The organism is Pseudoalteromonas mucoides, assembly GCF_049257175.1.
In the GTDB taxonomy this organism is placed as follows: domain Bacteria; phylum Pseudomonadota; class Gammaproteobacteria; order Enterobacterales; family Alteromonadaceae; genus Pseudoalteromonas.
Genome location: NZ_JBMMUC010000002.1, coordinates 24,105 through 42,892 on the forward strand (window position 1 = coordinate 24,105; position 18,788 = coordinate 42,892).

At 39.3% G+C, this 18,788-nt stretch carries 12 protein-coding genes; 4 read left to right on the plus strand and 8 right to left on the minus strand.

All coding sequences use genetic code 11. From position 1 onward, the window contains the following. Positions 1-5: 5 nt before the first annotated feature. The 8 genes from AAEU30_RS01865 to AAEU30_RS01900 all read right to left on the minus strand — a co-directional run bounded on the left by AAEU30_RS01865 (position 6) and on the right by AAEU30_RS01900 (position 13,024). The gene (locus tag AAEU30_RS01865; RefSeq protein WP_421959052.1) at positions 6-2,729 is read right to left on the minus strand and encodes a penicillin-binding transpeptidase domain-containing protein; all 2,724 of its coding nucleotides are present in this window, start codon (positions 2,727-2,729) and stop codon (positions 6-8) included. A gap of 53 nt (positions 2,730-2,782) precedes the next feature. After that, positions 2,783-3,898, minus strand: a complete 1,116-nt coding sequence (locus AAEU30_RS01870) for a hypothetical protein (protein ID WP_421959053.1) — start codon at positions 3,896-3,898, stop codon at positions 2,783-2,785. Further along, positions 3,895-4,485, minus strand: a complete 591-nt coding sequence (locus AAEU30_RS01875; protein ID WP_421959054.1) for a hypothetical protein — start codon at positions 4,483-4,485, stop codon at positions 3,895-3,897. Before AAEU30_RS01875 ends, AAEU30_RS01870 begins: the two co-directional genes overlap by 4 nt. A 1-nt stretch (position 4,486) precedes the next feature. Further along, positions 4,487-5,005 carry a hypothetical protein gene (locus tag AAEU30_RS01880; RefSeq protein ID WP_421959055.1) on the minus strand — a complete coding sequence of 173 codons (519 nt, stop codon included), beginning with the start codon at positions 5,003-5,005 and terminating at the stop codon, positions 4,487-4,489. Between the two features lie 10 nt (positions 5,006-5,015). Beyond that, positions 5,016-6,833 carry a hypothetical protein gene (locus AAEU30_RS01885; RefSeq protein WP_421959056.1) on the minus strand — a complete coding sequence of 606 codons (1,818 nt, stop codon included), beginning with the start codon at positions 6,831-6,833 and terminating at the stop codon, positions 5,016-5,018. Beyond that, positions 6,830-7,957, minus strand: coding sequence for a murein transglycosylase A (mltA, locus tag AAEU30_RS01890; protein WP_421959057.1), 1,128 nt, complete (start codon positions 7,955-7,957; stop codon positions 6,830-6,832). The genes AAEU30_RS01885 and mltA overlap by 4 nt, the downstream gene beginning before the upstream one ends. 80 nt (positions 7,958-8,037) lie before the next feature. Then, entirely contained in the window at positions 8,038-8,994 is a 957-nt protein-coding gene (gene mraY, locus AAEU30_RS01895) for a phospho-N-acetylmuramoyl-pentapeptide-transferase (protein WP_421959058.1), read from the minus strand. 67 nt (positions 8,995-9,061) lie between these two features. Next, positions 9,062-13,024, minus strand: a complete 3,963-nt coding sequence (locus tag AAEU30_RS01900; protein ID WP_421959059.1) for an SUMF1/EgtB/PvdO family nonheme iron enzyme — start codon at positions 13,022-13,024, stop codon at positions 9,062-9,064. Between the two features lie 152 nt (positions 13,025-13,176). Between AAEU30_RS01900 and AAEU30_RS01905 the strand changes: the two genes are divergently transcribed. The 4 genes from AAEU30_RS01905 (at position 13,177) to AAEU30_RS01920 (ending at position 18,726) form a co-directional block, all read left to right on the plus strand. Beyond that, positions 13,177-13,971: a hypothetical protein gene (locus AAEU30_RS01905; protein WP_421959060.1), complete on the plus strand. Its 795-nt coding sequence runs from the start codon at positions 13,177-13,179 to the stop codon at positions 13,969-13,971. Positions 13,972-14,137: 166 nt separating this feature from the next. After that, positions 14,138-14,392, plus strand: coding sequence for a hypothetical protein (locus AAEU30_RS01910; protein WP_421959061.1), 255 nt, complete (start codon positions 14,138-14,140; stop codon positions 14,390-14,392). Between the two features lie 2 nt (positions 14,393-14,394). After that, positions 14,395-16,962: an AAA domain-containing protein gene (locus AAEU30_RS01915; protein ID WP_421959062.1), complete on the plus strand. Its 2,568-nt coding sequence runs from the start codon at positions 14,395-14,397 to the stop codon at positions 16,960-16,962. Positions 16,963-17,211: 249 nt separating this feature from the next. Beyond that, the gene (locus AAEU30_RS01920) at positions 17,212-18,726 is read left to right on the plus strand and encodes a hypothetical protein (RefSeq protein ID WP_421959063.1); all 1,515 of its coding nucleotides are present in this window, start codon (positions 17,212-17,214) and stop codon (positions 18,724-18,726) included. Positions 18,727-18,788 lie beyond the last annotated feature (62 nt).

Sequence of the window (18,788 nt, forward strand, 5' to 3'; positions counted from 1 at the left end):
CAAGATTATTGCTTCAACAGCTCTTTAATTGCAGAACTAATTACTGGGCCACAGATCTCGCCACCCACCTTTTTGGTTTTTAGCGCCTGGCAAACAAGTACGACTGGTTTATCGTTATAATAAAACCAAGCAGTAAGCCACGCATTATTATGTTCATCGCCACGCTCACCTGTTCCTGTTTTAGCGAACATTTCAAAATCAAAATCTTTCAGTGAGCTTTTGCTTTTCGCAGCAAAGAGTAGCGACTCATTAACACGTTTAAAACTCGACTCACTCACATTAACCTTAAGTTTTTCTGCTTCAGCCTGCTTGCCCTCAATTGATTTTAAAAGTGTGACTTTTTTGGATTTACCCGACTTAGCAAATGCAAGTGTCATTTGTGCAATTTGGAGCGGTGTGACCGTTGTTTGCTCGCCAATTAAAGCGCGATGAAATTGATTTTTATTGCGGTAATTTTTGTAACGACTAGCCCGCACATTTAAAATTGAAGCTTTCAGTTCAGCTTCTTTTAATAAGCCACCACTTAAGTCCATGTTTTGATAAAAGCCGAATTGAGATGCCAATGCACGTAGCTGTGAACTTTCTGCTTCGTACGTGCTAAAACTCAAGTGCTCGGTTAAGCTTTCTGCAAGATAGTGATCTCCCAGCGCAGCAAAGTAGCCGTTTAAACTATCGCGCATCGCTTCGTTTAGACCGTAATTTTTATCATTGTTTCTCGCCATACGGTTAAAAATAGTCTGCGTTTGGCCATCCCAAATAAAATTGGTAACAGCATTTTTGCTACAGCTATACCTATCATTTTTATTATCATACGTGAAAGGGTAACAACCATGCTCTACGGAAATGTTCAACTCATCTTTTTGATTCTGCCAATTAGCAAGGCTTAGGCCAGATATATAGTCATTATTTACACCCAACTTTTCGACCAATGCCAATGCAGTGAGCAGCTTAACGGTAGAGCCTGAAGTGGATTTTATCGAGTCATCATGGAAACCAGCCAGCATAGTAAGTGGGTGCCCGTTCTGTTGCCAACTCTGGGCATATCCCTGGCGTGCAATATTGTTATTAGTAATTGTAAGTTTTGAGGTTTGCGGCAATGCTAAAATTTCGCCTTCATCATTAACCACTGTTAATGATATCGCTTGAGCAGCCTGTTTATCTTCGTATTGTTCTAGTGAATTTTGGAGCTTTAAATGCAGGTCTAAATCTAACGTTAACGTAACATTAGACTTACCCGCACTTTGCAATCGGCCACCAAAAGGAGCTAGTAACGTTGGTAGCTGATTGATTGAAATATTTTTACCTTTGCGATCTTTTACAATTGAGTGTGTGCCTAGTGCTTTTTTAAAAGCATTATCGCTTGGCTTTGAAAAAAACAAATATTCATGTGGCTGAGGTGCAGCATCAAGTGCAATATTCGATTGATTGACTAATTTAATATTACTTTTTGCCAGTACATTAATAACAACATAATCACTTTTTGGCGCCAAAATAAACTTATAAAGCAAGTCTTCATCGCAGAGTTTAGGTAAGCACATGTTTACTTGAGATTTTAAATAGCCTTGCTCTAGGTTAATTTGCTTATTAAAGCCATAGATTGTTATATCACGATCAGTGTTAAATTTAAGACGAGCACTTTGTAAGCCACGATACCAAGTAAGTGGTTCATTAGAGTCGGTTAATAAATCTTCGAAACTTAATTCAATTTGTTGAAGAAGTGATGCCTCAGCATGAAAATGTGCCTTCATTGCACTCTCAATACCAATTATAAACTTGTTACTATTGGCCAAATTGATTGAATCAACTCTTTTTCGCAAAGCATTTCCTGATGGGGAATGCCATAAAGACTTAAGTGCGCCTCGGCAATCTTCAGTAACGATTTTATCCATAAAATAATTACTAACATGATGACTTACTTTGTACTGATATGCGTTAGCGTAAACCCACTTAAACTCTTGCTCTACATCATCTTTTTTTAGTAAATTACAAGATACTAATTTTTTTTGCAGAACATTTATCACATAATCTTGCTTACTAAATACAGGGTAGTAGCCAGATTTAACCCAACCACTGGCCGAGTTATCAGTTAACTTATTTGTGAGAACAAAATAACGATTGATTGGATATTGTACAAACTCAAACACTTTAATATTAAAGTTAACTGACGTTTTACTTTTACGCGCTAACAAAAGCGCATGCTTGTCGTTATGCACAATGGCTTTAAGACTATCATTAAACCAATAAAAACCATTGCTTTGCTTTAGCCCAATAACATTTGTATTTTCTAATGCCGAAATAGCAAGTGCATTCGTTTGCCCTCTAAATGTAAATCCTGGTAGGTCCAGATCTTTAGTATCTAGTATAGGGTAGCGCTCAAGTTTTGGAGCAAGTTCAAAATGCGCTTTATATTGCGTTGCATTTAAACCCAAAGTAGCGCGATAAACGCTATTTTTGTAACCTGTTTCCTGCAGGCTGTATTTAACTTCTTTGAGTAGCTTTCCTTTTATTAAAAGTAGCTTATTATTACCCAACACTTGCTCTGACACATCGAGTGATTGATTAATATCAAGCGTATAATCTTTATTTAACGCAGTTAAAGGAGCCGGTAAGGTTACAATGACAGGATCAGAGACTTGAGGTAAATTTTGCACTCTGTTTATCGTAAACACAGACAACAGTAACCCCAATGCAGCTGCTGATAAGCTTAAGTATAATTTTTTTATTTGCATGATTAATTCCCATAATGGATATTAACCATGCTTTGCCAATAAAAGTTTATTTTTTAGTTACGTAAATACATGTCGCTCGGTTGCCAACCATTTACAGCTATAAAAGAGATACTTGAAACGTTAGTTCGGCATAACGTGTGATAATTTGATGTATTACTCTCACCTTTAAGTGGCGGTAAATCACTCATGTAAAATTGCCAGTCACAGCCTTTAATTGCTTTTCCAGTAGCACACATCAATGCGGCATCGTGTTGCTGTAACTGCAAAATAATATCAAGTTTCAAATCAATATCGTTGACTGAAAAACAAAGCCCTTCACTTACCTGCCCGGTAAAAATACATATTTTATCAGGTTTTGGTTGTAACCCTGCAGCCATGTTTATGGCACTCATCAAGGCAAGCTGCCAAGACTCGCCATTTTTATCATTAGCATGCTCAAATAAAATTAAAAATTCACCAAAAAGCCAAGACTTAAAATCACACTGTTTATCTAATAATAATGTCGCCCTACGTACTTTAAGAAAGTCACCTACAATGCTAAATTTCGGGTCAATAGGTATGGCTTTATGCCATACCTTAATTTTGGCTAATTGCCTTTGATCAACAATCGGATAATAAGCCACAGTCAAGGTAGGAGCCATTGCAGGCAATAATGAATCTATAAATTCTATAATACTATGATCGTAATTGGCATGATAACCCAGCAGTACTTCTGGAGATTTAATCACTTGAATCGTTCGCTGTAGTTCATTATTTAACGCATTAGGCTTTTTACTTATCGGAGGTGTTAATGCAGTTAAAGGTACTATACCTTCATTAATTTTATAACCAACCTGCAGTACGTTTTGCGCATCACAAAGCTTATTAAGCAAAGGTGTAGCAGTATTAGAAAAGTACAAATCAGCGAGCAAAATAGCCATAGTGAGCGCCTCTAAGTTTGGTTGCTCACTACCGTGCGAACTTAGCTTAAGTTTAAAACGTGTATATTCATAGTCGAGATAAAATCGCAACTCCAAAAATATCTGCTCAAGCTTTGCCTCTGCTAAATGAGTGTTGTACTTATCACCCTGAATAACACCGCTATTATAAACTTCATCAATCAGTTCAAATTGTAATGTTAACCACGTTTCGCTAGTGGTAGGAATAGAAATTTCGAGGTATGTACTCATAACACAACCTCATGACATATAGTCTCTATTTGCTGCTCTATTCCATTAAGGCAATGCAAACTAGTGCCATTTTCGATATGGTTATCTAATTGGCTTAAAAACATCGTCAATATACGCAAATGGTTTTTATTTAATCGCTCTTTAACACCAGATAAATAATCTATCTTACGAAGTAAGTAAGTTAACTTACTTTGTAAAGAATACTTCGTCTCGTTGATCTTTTGTGTTGTCGCAATGCTTGTATATAAATCGCCAAAAAGCTTAGTTAAGTCAGTATCCGCACCATTAGTAGCTTTTACTACAGGTTTGACCTTTATTGCTGAATGTGCAAATTGTTTAGGCAATAAACTTAATAACCAATCCCGATAGTCATTATTGTTCATATACAACGCTGGTGGTGTAGGCAGTTTATTATTTAGTAAAGTAAACTGCTCACATACATCTTTGTTGGCTGTGATTATAAGCAAAATCCGTGTACCCAATATTTGGCAATCGATTGTCTCTTCTTGAGACTCAGTCACTGCGCAATCGCTGTGTTTAAAAACTTTTGGTGCGCTTTTACTAAACCAACGATTTAAAAAGCCCATATTACTTAAACCCACAACTCAAATGCTTATAGCCTTCAATAGGCGACAAACACTCTACTTCATAACTTGTCGTGGTTATGTCTGGAGATATTTCGCTTATTTCAATACCTGTTCTGTTATCGTAAATACAAATCACGCCTTGCGCATCTGCAAACTGATCGGTTTTACTGCATAAATTTAAATAAAATTCATCAACATTAAAATGCCAATTTGCAAACCACTTATCTTGCCTTTGCGTAAATAAAACGGTAAATGAAGGCGCAGCATTTGAGTCACGGCTTTTTTGTGGTGGATATTCAAAGCTAAATGAGTCAATCCCGCTCGACGCAGCTAAAAATTCTAACTCAACACTCTCAAAATAAGGCGATCGGCTTGAAACCCCGCGGTTTTTCTCATTAAGTAAAAGCTTAAGCTGAATTGCAACGCCTCGGTTCTCTTTTAACAAAAGCTGCTCTGTCGCAGTAAGCGACTGCTGGTTAACTACCTTTTCTACTATTTTTCCAATATTTGTTAATTGCATATGCGTATCCTCAAAATTTAGTTTCAGTCAACAAAGTTGAATGTTGTGATTTAATATCCAACGTTTGCTTATCTAGCTTTGCCAAGAAATCCTGAGGTAGAACCACCGTATCACTCGGTGAATTAGCAACCTTTAATCCAGTATGCATTTTACTTTCTATTATACTAGTAACGCGCCTAATAGCATCAGAGCTTGCGTTCTCAAGTAAATATTTAATGCTCAATTCACAGTGTAAATGCTTATCTTTAAACGAACTATTTTCGCACAAACTCTCTATTTCAAGTAGGAGCGTATGTATGCTATCTAAATCTTGATAAAACGTTTTCATCTCTTCAAAATAAACTTTAAGGCTCGCTTGATCATACTTCAACATCAGCATGGGGGCTTCATCAAACTCATGCTCATCGTTTTTGTTAATAAACTGCTCCAACTCAGGAAAATAGCGATGCAAAATAAAGTACCCAACTGGCAGCTCAATACCATAACCTTGGTGAATTTCTTGAAGAATACTTGGCCAATCAAGACTGTTAAAAAAAGTCCCCGTAAGCACACTATGATTAATTGAATCGTGGTATATCTCTGTTAACTCATTAGATAAATGAGAACTCTCAAGATTATTGAGTGTTCGTAAGTGACTACTTGAAAAATGACTAATACAGTTTAATGAAGCGGTTAACCCTTTTTCTTTAACGGTAGCGTAATTACGAAAACACGCTTTAATCTTATCTGCGTCAGCTTTTTCACTGACCGATTCAATCCACTTTGCCACATCGTTAATCAAGCGCTCTTCTACTTTTAACACGCTTAAGGCCTTTCGCATTGCTTGATGCAGCTGCATAACCTGATTAAATTTATTTAAAGATGCCGTTGTTGGCTCGGTATTAAAGTCACAACATTCAAAAATACTGCCTGTAAACTCAAGCATGTTATAAAAAGTATTTGGCTGGAGCACTGCCAATAAGGCTGACTTCATACTGGTCACATCAAATAGCTCTTTAGAGTGGTACACCCATAATGCAACAAACCAAATAACATGCTTACTCTCACTTGATGCCTCACATAACGCGTCAAACTTAGTAAATTCAATATCATCACTAGCATTGTACAATGCCATTTTTAATCTAGCAGGATTGTAAACCGACTTTTCAAGCCCCCCTTTTATAATTAATACATTAACAACCTTAATCATAAAGTTACTAATTCGGTCAGTATCATCAAGCGCAGAAAATGCACTAGGCGCTACATAAGGCTTATTAGCGCCTGGCCAAGGGCTTCGATAAGCAACACCATCACCTTTTACTTTTTTCTCTTTATTAGCCTTTAGTTTTAATTCGTAATTAATATAATCTTCTTGAATATACGCTTTAAAAAAATAAAAACTGTTGTAAATTCGCACAAGTTCAGATATTGGCCTATCAAACGAATTGGCTTTACTCTCAGGGTTGTTTTTTGACTTCATACTAGCGCGTTCAGCTATATTTGTTACTTCTATAGCTTTGAGCAAATCATCGTATTTTTTTTGGGGGTAGTGGTCTATGTTTTCAGGCGGGGATGCTAAAAATTGTAATAACTGTAAACCATGTGCATATTTATCAGCCCATTGCTCCTGCTCATAAATGCCTAACTTATCTGGTTTGGCTTGACTGGCTAACGTATTAAGCGCTTTAATTGCACGAGAAAACCATGTGCGATCAAGCTTGTTAGAATCATAGGCAATACGCAAAGCCTGGCATAACAATGTTTTTGTTTGCCACCAATTTGGCGAAACCAACGTGTGCTCTATCAATACACTTGTATTTGTCAGTGAATATTTATAATTGTCAGTCATTCTTGCTCCTTAATTAATACCCATACCTGTCCATAATGTTTAAAATGACTGGCTTTGCTTGAGTCGGCTCCGTAATACACATCAATATGGCCTGCACCTTTTATTGCACTGCCTGTATCGCTGGCAATAGCCAGGGTAAACTGATGCTTTTTAACCACATTATCAGATTTATTTAACTGTGGGTAGTTCATTAATAATACAGAGCCTAAGGAAATAATTGCTTTATCTACAGCCACGGTGGCTTGTTTAAAAGCAGTTGCGCCAGAGGCTGTTTTAGGTTGGGTTGATTGCTCTTCATAAAACACGTAGCTGGGGTTTATGTTAAGTAAAGAGAGCTTATCAGGATGCTCTTTAAAAAAAGCTTTAATACTAGCAAGGCTAATGTCCTTTTTCGTAATGTAACCTTGCTCAACCATATACTTTCCTAAAGATTGATAAGGATAGCCGTTTTTACCGGCCACTCCCAGTGTCAGCACTTCATCGGTGTCAATAAAATGCGCAAAGCTCGAACCCTGTATATGCATTAAATAAACATCAAGTAACGATTTTGCATACCCAATTTCAAGACCAAGCCCCCACAAAGCATGGTCATGATCTATTTGCGCACGCGTAGGCAACTGCTCATTCGGCAACCTTGTTGGCATACGATAAATAGCAAATTTAAAATCATTGTCAGCATGGCGTTTTAACTGAATACTTGACGTGTAGTACCCAGTATAAAGCACATTGCCGCAACCCTTTTCACCAGCAAAGCGCTTAAAGTTGAGGCCACTCAACTTTAAACTATTGGTATTTTCAACTAACTTAAATACGCTAATTAAACTTGCAAGTACTTGTTTTTCGCTCTCATGAATGGTTTTAGCAGCCACTTTTTTATCAAGCAGTTTAATTTGCTCAGTAAGTGCGCGTTTAAACTCAGAGGTTACGCTCACCTCTGACACATTAGGCGTATCAGCCATTAAAATGAGAGGTGTGCATGCTAAACTCTCAACCCATCCATTACCGGTAAAATCGTACCCTGTAATAACCGGCTCTGCAGGCACATTGGGTTTATCGGTACTTGAAATAGCTGAAGCATTATAAAAACAAAGTAAAAGTAATATTAATTGAATAGTGCATTTCATAAGTTATCTCCTGATTAAACTTATTTATGCTTTGCCAAGAAAATATGCTTTATGAAAATATGCACCACCTTAAGCAACAGCTAAAACCAGAACAGTGCAGCTAAACCGCCACATAACCCAATAAACGAAAAACATATTACTATCGTGTTTTCATCCCAACCAATTTTTTCAAAATGGTGATGAATCGGTGCCCGTTTAAATACGCGCTTCCCAGTTATTTTGAAACTTGCAACTTGCACTATGACCGACAACACTTCTAAAACAAACACTCCCCCTACCAATGCATAAGACCATGGTGACTGAGACATCAACGCCAATATAGCTAAATACCCACCTAACGCTAAGCTACCAGTATCTCCCATAAATATTATTGCAGGGTGTTTGTTAAAGCATAAAAAACCTAAGCACACTCCCATTAAAGCAAAGTTAATCGTTATTAATAAACTGACAGTTGTTACGGGAAGATGCGAAAACCAATGGTTTACGCCAAGCAAAGATAACGTAAAAATAACGAGGGCCACAATTACCGTGCTGGTGGCAAGGCCATCCACGCCATCGGTTAAATTTACGGCGTTTGAACTGCCCACTAAAACACTTAATGCGAATAGCCACGCTGCAAATTCAAAATGGGGATTTATGGGGAGTAAAACATAGACAGCTATACCCACTAAGCATAACAATAAGAACTTGGTTTTACTGCGTAACCCTTGTCCTGTTTTTATTTTCAACCCATCATCAATTAGGCCAACAAAACCAAACATAGCAATGCATACTAATAGCAGAGGCGTTAATTGACTACCTGACTGGTTAAACACCCTCAACACAAATAAGGTTAACACTAAAATCAAAAAACCGCCCGAGCTAAAAGTACCGGCTTTATGACCATGTAAATCTGCGTTATCAGCCTTAAGCGGCTCATGCCATTGAATATGGCGTAATACTTTTAAGAAAACCGGCATCGCCGCAATAAAGGCCAAAAAGGCCACGGCGAATGTAATTAAGTAAATAACTTCAAAATGTATAATCATCATTTGCATAAGCACCCCTAGTAAAAACTAAAAGTGCTTTGCCAATAAACTTCAATTTTACGCCAAAAATGAAACGTTATTTATCTTCAAAAAGTGTTAATACAGCTTTTCTAGCTTGACTTTCCTCCCCCCCGAGCTCTGAGAATACCCTAACGTTAATCTGTGACTCTTTCACACCTAGAGATAACAAATAGGTTTTAGCAGCGTTAGCCCTGTGCTCAGATAGTGCTAAGTTATAAGCTGATGTACCTTCTTTCGATGAGTATGATTCAATCAAAATTCTTTTTTGCTCATTCTCAATAAGTTTAGATGCTAGATTGTTAAATATCTTTCCGTAAGTTTCCTTTATAGTTGCTCGATCATAATCAAAATAAATCGAGTATGAATTAGCACTATCTACACCAGCATCTAGGGCCATTCGAAAGCCGACGGAGAAGTCCCTGCGATAAGGGTAGATGTACCAGTTGCGGGTCGACGCACGCAGGGTCCTCGGATTGAGGTCCCAAGCACCGCCGCGCAGCACACTCACACTCACACTACAATTACCTTTGTTGGCAGCGCCGCCATTACTTGGTGTATTTGCGAGCGAGTTGCTCCAACAATCTTGCGTCCATTCCCACACATTACCATGCATGTCGTAAAGCCCATAAGCATTAGGCTTAAACTGCATCACCGGTGCCGTTTTTTTGTTATCCCATTGTGAACCACACCCAGCACAATTAGCGTTATTGCTTCCTAGCTTATCACCCCAACTGTATACGGTATCACTGCCTGCCCGGGCAGCATATTCCCATTCACTTTCGCTGGGCAATCTAAACGTTTGCCCGGTTTTCTTGTTTAACCAAGGAATGTAGTGGTTAACAATGTCGTTATTACTGACCTCTATCACGGGGCGACTCCCTTTACCCCAGCCGTTATCGCCACCGCTAGCATCATTATTGGGACATTTACCTGCATCTATACAGGGCTGGTACATCGCCCAAGTGACTTCGTGCTCCATCAGGTAAAAAGCAGGTAGAGTAACCTTTAAGCGCGTTTTTTTGTTTTTATCGAGCCATTCGTCACCATCACATTGCGCATCGCTTGGTGAGCAACCCATCATGAAGCTACCCGCAGGAATGGCCTTTAAGGTGAATTGCTGACTGCCCAGTGTCACTTTTTTATCGGCTAATTGATTACCCTTAACCTGACCACTCTTGGCCTGATTAGCTTCAGTCTGTTTAGGCTCTTTTGACAAGGTGAAACTGCGCGTTTTAGCGCCTTGTATTGTGATTGTGTCATTAATGCTCTTGTAACCCGCTTTGGTTATATTAATAGCCACGTTGTGGGCGTTACCATCGCTAAATTTAACAGGAGCGCCTGATGTATATGCTTGGTTGTTGACTAAAATACGCGCGTCACTAGGTGTGACATTAAGCGTAAGTCGAGTAAGCGGTTTCGTGAGGTTTATTTGCTCAGCTATTCGGTCTGTTACGTTTAATGATTGACTTACTGGCTCAAAATCAGGGTGCGTAATACGCAGCTGGTATTGGCCTTGTGGAAGATTTGCTAAAAAACCCGCTTCGGTTTGAGTAAACACCGCGGGGATGAGTGACTGTTGAATAGGGTAATTAAGCTGGGTTTTATCATTAGCGATTGACACTTTTGCATCACTTGGCGTAATACTTAATGTAACTGGGTAAAGAATTGGCGCTAATTTAAACTCAACTCCGTTAGCCCATGTAAATTCTTCTGTGGTGATAAGCGTGTGATAGCCCTTGCGTGTTACTTTAAACTCATACCGCCCCTCTTGAAGCCCGATATGCTTAGGGTGATAGTCTCCATCGATATAAATTGACGCATCACTGGGCTCCACACGGTGAGTAAATGTATTAATGGGTTTAGCAACGGTCAATACCGCTGTTTTTAACACATCACCGTGATGATTGATGGTGTAAGTTTGCTCACCCGCTGCATTTAATTGACAACTAAAAACACTGCGCTTAGGAGTTGAGTTATCGGTGTTTTTATAACAGTTTGCCTCTGTGAGTGTAAACGCGACGTCTTGATATTCTGCATCATGAGTAATTACAACGGTCCCTTTACGTCCTTGATAAAGCCCTTCAGAGCTCGGAATAACCGTTATAGGCGTAGATTTAGGAAGTAAGGTGCTTACCCACAATAGCCCCCCTGCGACAATTAATAACCCCAGAGTAACCTTAGTCTTTTTATAGCTTTTGGTGTTGTTGAGCGCTGCTTGCCAGTAACTTGCGTGACTTTGTTGCTCGCCCAGTGTGTTCAACAGTGCCGCCGCCGCTTGTTGCTGTGTCTTGGTGTGGGCTTCACTGGCCTGCTGCTGGGTATTGAGTTGCTCGATTACCGTGTTTAGTTGGTCCACATCATCCGTTAAATTGCTGGTGGATGAGGCGAGCAGTTGTAAGTCACTAATAAGTTGCGCTGGCGCGTTTTGTTTGGCTTTACTCTCCGCCAAAGCATTGCTGAGGGTATATTGGTATTGTGTGGCTTGCGCTAAAATAGCGCGGCCTGGATGGCTGTGTTTTTGTTTGCTTTGCGTCTCAATAAACGCGCTTAACTCGCTCAGTTGTGTTTGCGCTTTTTCTATTGCACTATTTAGGGCGGCATGCGTGCTGTTACCCAGTGTTTCTATGTGTTTATTGACGCCCTGCTGAGCGCTTTTTTGTGCCTTTTGTAAATTAACGTGCAGTATTTGCCCTTCATCGATGAGGCCGGTAAGTGCTGTTAACTGGCTGGTGTACGACTCTGGCTGCTGATAGGGCTGACCGTGTTTTAGGGCGGTGATTGCTTGGTCGTACTGAGTGAGCCTATCGGCAATGTCGTTGTTTTGCTTTGCTAAGTCAGCATGACAACGCGTGTAACGCGGGGTAAATGCGTGTGCATCACCCAGGTCGCTCACATGTTCACTATTTAATAAGCCATGTTGTTGAAATATGTGCAGTACAGCGCTCTTTTCAACAATATTGTCATGTAACGTACTTAATGCCTGTTGCTTTTCTTTCAGCGTGGTTTGCTGTCTAAATAGCTGTTTACGCGCCTCTTCTAATGGGCCTTGCTCGCTTTTATTCGCAGCCATGGCCTTGAGCCCTTGAGTCATTGCGTCGATAAAGGCGTCAACAGTGCTGTAGCGCTGTGCTGCTTTGGGGCTTAATGCCGTTAAAAATACCTCTGTTGTGGCGCTGGTGGCCCCCTCTATTTCAAGTGACTGACTAATCGCCTCTGCCGCTTTGTTAATAGTGGTCACTTCATCTGCGTCAATAACCTCTGGCTCAACACTACGCCCAACCAATAAATAATAAATGACTGCGGCCATACTAAATTGGTCTGCTTTGTCGTCAACAGTTTGGTGTTTGCCGCTGACCTCGGGCGCTCTAAAACCAGGCGTGCCTTCACCGAGTATATGCTGGGTGTCGCTGTGTTTACTGGTGGCAAAGTCTATTAGCCACAAGTGGTTATGGGTGTCTAGTAACAGGTTATTTATAGAAATATCACGATGAACAATGCCCGCCTGCAAAAGCTCGTTAAGCATGGCGCCCATTTGGGGTAATAAGGTGAGCACTCCTTCAATACCCATCTCTTTATAATTGGCTAGCGCCTCGCCCTGTATGTATTGAGTCACAATAAACGGGCGCGAGCCTTCAAGGTACACATCAACAATTTCATCGGTGTCTGGGTCTGGCCGTGCACCAATGGCGCGGCCTAGGTCGACCGGGGCGACCATTTTTGCAACATGCCTAGCGGGGTTAAGGACAAACCGACTAAGAGCGGCTTTATCATTCTCGTAGTAATGCACGCTGTTAATGTTGTAGTTTTTAAGCATGTAATGAAAAGCAGGCTCGTGCTGTAAAGTGCCAATATCATGGATGTTAAACAACGGGGAGCGCATAATTTCAAGTTTATCGGCCACTAACCACACTTCGGTTTTACTGCCTGATGGACGCGACTCAAGCAAAATATAATTTACATTATCAGCCCGTATCTCATCACCAACCGTGTAGTCATCTACGGTAAACACTTCACTCATCTCACGTCCCTTTGCACCAATACATTTACAACATTTACTAAATTGTAACTTTATATGAATGGCTTTTGTAAGGCCACTGATTTTTGAGCTAACGCAGCATACGGCACTTTCTTGGCAAACGTTTATGTATCAACTTTTAATTGGTTACAACTATGCTCAGATTACTTTTATCGTTACTTGCACCCAACAAAAAACCAAGCTTTAACAGCCAAAGTGCAAGCACTAAAAAACCAAGTGGTGCGCCTCCCATTCCTACTGTTAAAACAACACCTGCTCCCGCCAAACCCACTGTAATGCCAGTAGCTGATGGGGCAAGTAGTAGTAATGGCGCCAAGCAAGCGGTTAATTACCATAATAAACAACAATCACCTACAGGCCACACTATGAAACCGACTAGCTTTAATAACCAAACCAAACACTCTCCTAGCTTATCATTTGCCTGGCTTGCATATGCAGTTGCACTGATCACTGTTGGTTATGGCTACTTGGTGCTATTTAGTTGGGTGAGTTACGAAAGTGCATTTTATAACGAAATGTTTAAGTTACCCGTCTCTCAATTAAGTCCTTTTTTGCCCAGCGAAATACAACAAAGCTCTGCGAGTCGTTTTGTGGTTGCTAAATTACTGAGCTTTTATTTTTCATACCCTACGGTGCTCATTGCCGGTTACCTAGTGTATGCCTATATCGTCAGTGGTATTCACTGGTTTGGCTCTATTGCCGCCAAAGCACCTTACCACGTGCCTAATAAGCGAATGCAAAACACAGCTTTTTTTGCCGATATTGCGCCCGTTTTCGGTGTGATGTCGAGCTTTTGGGCGTTGATGAATAAAGGTTCTGAATCCTCTGAGTACATACGCTGGGTAATGTGTGGTCCTTCCTTTTTAGGCATGCTTTGTTTAGCAGCAGCACTCATTTTTGTTCACTTTTTTCCTCATTCAGAAGGGTAACAGGTATGCATAAACATGAAACGAAAGCAAAGCTCGCCATATGGCAAATTTATGTTGATTTATTAGTGATCACTCTCGTGCTTTTTTTATAGCGTGATCACATTCGCGACTACATTGACACACAAATATTGGCAAAGCCTAAGTAAGTCATATGCCGGAGGTAAACATGAAATTAGGTATGCCTATTTTATTAATTATCAGTAGCTTTTTAAGCGCTTGCAGTAGCGCAAGCATAAAGAGCAACCCTATTGGCTTTAAAGCAAAGTTTGAATGCAAAGACACTCAAATGATTCATATGTTTAGCACAAAAGTTTATGGGCAGGCTACCGTAGCCACTATTAAAGCGGCACTGCACGATGGTGCTAAACAAAAAAATACAAACTGGTGCAATTGTTACCTTGTTTCTTTGGAGGAGTTTTAAATATGTCACTCTACACACACATGCAAAATCAATATCAAGCAAATGCAATTGAACCCGTGGTTAATCATGCAGCTATTAATACACTCGTAAGTGCATTACCTATGAGCTATGAGCAAAAACAAACAGTTCATTTTGCGATGACTCAAATAGCAAGCGTTATTCAAGGGCCACCAGGCACAGGTAAAACACAAACACTGGTTAACCTTGTTGCTAACTTACTTAACCAACAAAATTCCGTACTTGGGTTAAGTGCAAAAGCACAAGGGAACCATGCTGTGCTTGAAAAGCTATCACAGGCTAATATTCATGACCTTGCACTGGACCTATCAGAGATAGCTAGCCCTCGCTTACTGCTTGATAAACTTAAGTCTCGTTATCATAGTGCTTATGTTGCACCCCATAATTTTGACTTTAATGAAGCACAAAAAAGTTTAAATGAGCAGTCAACACTTCTTAAGCTATTAGATACACATTGCCCTAATACGCATTTAAGCATTAAAGCACTTATTAAACTGTATTTTAAAAGCAATTTTGAAAAACGCCTTAGCAAAATAGCTGTACCTAACTCTTTTGCGCAACTCAAAAAAATTGAGCGCTTTTTACCTTGTTTTGCTCAATCAAAATTAGCAAAGCAATTAAATCTATTTGCAGAGATGACTGATGTACAGCCGCTTATTTTATGCCTAGCAAAACTGCCTTTACTCGGCTGCTATAAATCTCAAAACCTTAAACAGCTACATACTCTTGTTGATACCGATTTACCCAATAAATTTGATTGGCAAACCAGTAAAACACAACTAAAAAAAGTCGCCGAATATCACAAAACCACGGCGCAAAGCATTACACATAAAAATCTTTGGCAAGGGCAAGTTACGGATGCGTTTTGGCAATTAGAAACCGCATTGATACAAAGCTGGCAGCAAAGTAAATGGTATGCGCGTTGGATGCATAAAAAAACAGCGCAAGCATTTAAAGACTCAGCAGGTGAAATCCCCGTAAAAAAAGCATGTTCTATTCTTGTTCAGCAAAAAAGATTACAAGAAAAATCAGACCGTTTAGCACTACAGTTAGATACTGAATTAGTTAAACTTAGTACCGAACAAATTTCTGCTTTGTCGTATATTGAAAAATACTTTCCTAAATTAACAAACGCAGAATACTCTTTATTGGTGCAGTCTATAAACCAGCTTAAGCGTTTTCTAAAAGAGTTTAATGGCCCTCTTTGCGAGTCAATTCAAAATAAAAACTTAACCGATTTAATTAGCCACGCAAGTGAACTAAGCGAAAAGATTGAAGGGTTTATTATCATTAGCAATTGGCTACAAACATTGCCGCAAGAAATTAATAAGCTATTCTTTGAGTCACTTGAATGTAATAAAGCAGATGAGTTATTAAATGCGTTAAAGCATAAAATATGCGTTGAACAATTTTTGACTCAGTACAACATTAAACTCCCACTTAAAACGCTTACTGAGCTCGAGCAAGCGCATAAAAAGCTTGTGGCCGATATTGCTTACCACACTAAATATCGCGTTGCTGCAATGATGCAAACAAACCCTCTACCTAAACATCAACAAAGCCAACTTCGCTTTTATCTATCAGAAAAAACACCAAGTTTAGACAGCGTCAACCTGCTAAATACGCTAAGTAGTCAAATTCAAACTTTATTCCCCTATATCATGGTGACACCTAAAACAGCCAAATTGCTAGGTGATTTAGGTTTTTCATTTAATAACTTAGTTGCTGACGAAGCCTCTCAGTTGCAACTGCATGAAGTACTCCCTGCACTGAGTATGTGTAAAGAAGTGTGTTTGTTTGGTGACGAGCAACAAATGCCACCTTCACAATGGTTTAGCCATGACAGCGAACTCAATGCTAACTGTGAGTCCGTATTAGGCTTTTGCTATCGCTATTCTGTACCAACAAAAATGCTGACAGAGCATTATCGCAGTAAACAGAGTGAACTTATTGATTTTTCAAATAAACACTTTTATCAAAACAAGCTTAAGTGTGTTGAGGCCTCACTGCAAAAACATCAAGCTCTATTTGTGCACCAACATACAGAACCTTACACACCAGCACCTAACTGCATCAACGAAGGTGAGGCTAATAAACTTATTGAGCGTTTGGTGTCACTGAGTAAACATAGCCAACCAAAGAGCATAGCAATTATTTGCAGTAATATTCAGCAAGTTAAAACGGTTGAAAGTGTATTGCGCAACGCAAAATTAAACGATCAACAGTTTGCAAAGTGGATGAGTATTGCTAGTGCTATAAAGCCAACAATTATTGGCAATTTAGACAGCGCACAAGGCTTAGAGCGTGATTGGGTATTTATAAGTTTCACTTACGGCAAGCAGCTTTGCGGCAAGTTGTCTCAGCAATTTGGTGTGTTTTCACAACCCGCGGGAGAGCGCAGATTAAATGTGTTACTTAGCCGTGCTACTGAACGCGTTGAATGGTTTAGTAACATCAGTGACAGTGATATCAACATTAGCAGCCAAACGCCCCTTGGCGTAAATTACATCAAACGCTTTATAGCAAAGCAGACTCAGCCTAGTTATTTGTAGAATAAAGCAAACACAATAGCGGTATGGTTCAGCTCTTAATCGCAGTTGGTCCACATTACCCACATTTACTGCTTTTAACTGGAGTTGGCATTTACTCATGAATAGCTAGCCATTGTTAGCTATTCATTTCACTCAGAGCACAAACTTAACTATTCACTTCGCAATAACACCCTAGTACTTAAAAAACTGACTTTTCTTGGCAAAGGCATAATTGTTACAAACCCTTATTAAATTCTCTTGGAGATGATTATGTCACTATTTAAAAAACCAAACTTTCTTAACAGTGCACCGACTTCTAAAGCAATTTTAGAAAATAGCATGACAACCCGTTCTAATGCTAAATTTGACTACTCAGCAACCAATTTTTTAAAACTCACATACCCTCGCGGTGATAGCCATGAGACATTAACGCTGATAGGCAAAGACATAGCTGGTACTCTACACGACCAATTTTTATATAATCGCGTTATTGATAATAATATGCTAACTATCAATATTGGTGTGCGTGACCATATGAATGAAGATTTAACACGAAAAGGCTTATTCAATAATGAGATTAAACCAGAAATAGAACAATCTCTTAAGCATACGTTTGAAGGGGAAGAGTTTGATATAAATGCAATCAACATAAACTTAAGCATTGATAACTCGCTTTCATCAGATGATGCCTTTACTATCAAAATTGGCGAAAGTTATAAAAGTTCTATGTCTGTTAAAACGCACCATTTATTTTTACTTAATGGCGATATTAAAACAAAAATAGCCACGTTATATGACGATCAACCTTATTTCATTGTAGATGCAATCTCCTTAGTCGAAGCTGAAGAGTTTATTGCTGCAAATATTATTGGAGAGCATTGCCTACAGATAGAACCTAACTGCCTGAGTGCAAAGTTTACTAATACAATAATTCATACCCAACAGTGGCAAGGCGATCAATTAACTTTCACGTTAAGTGATCAACAAAATAAAGACTCCGCCGAGCTTATTTTTAAAGTGCAACCTACTGAAAACAGCAAACTTGCAGGGCCACGTATTGCCAGTGAGCTAATCAAACAAACTAAAAACGATTCGAGCTCAGAAAAAGTACCTGATGGTTTTGCGCCTTTGCCAGAATCAGAAGTAATTACCGATGCCAATGGCGTTAATGATGTAGAGGTAGAGGTGGAGGTAGAACTAGAGCTAGAATCAATGACGCTGTCCAAAGTTGATAAAAATACCAACGGTGAAGAAGTATTTGAAGAGTTCACTATTTTAGATAAAATTGCACAACCTCTTTTTCACCTAACACTTAATGGCATTGTCGCAACAGGTAAAAAGTACCTCAACACCATAGGCATTAATGAAGTCTTGGTTGACGATAATGATTCACTTATTACCGCTAATCAGGCATTACAAAGCTTGGGCGTGCAACAAATGTTAAAGCCTGAAGAAGAATGTAGCTTTAACATATTTGACTCAACCACAAGTTTTGGCCGCTCTAGCATCCCTTTTCCGACTAAAATTAGTGCGCTTAAAGGCTTAGATAGCGAACATAAACCCCAATCATTGTCACGTTTTGCGTTTTCAAGAAACCAACTCGCGTTTAATGCAATCAGCTCTGAACATCTTGAAATTACTAACATCAATGATAAACATGTCATGCTTTTAGACGCGAACGCCAACATGTTTAAACCGATGACAGCAAGCAAAGTGCATATTAAAGAAGGTAGCCAGCTGCTTATTGGCGCCTTCTTATTTGAACTTGTTAACGTTACAGAATAAGTTAATGTCCTTTGTAATACATCACTTTTATTCTGTATTAATGTTGTTGAGGCTGGCCTATA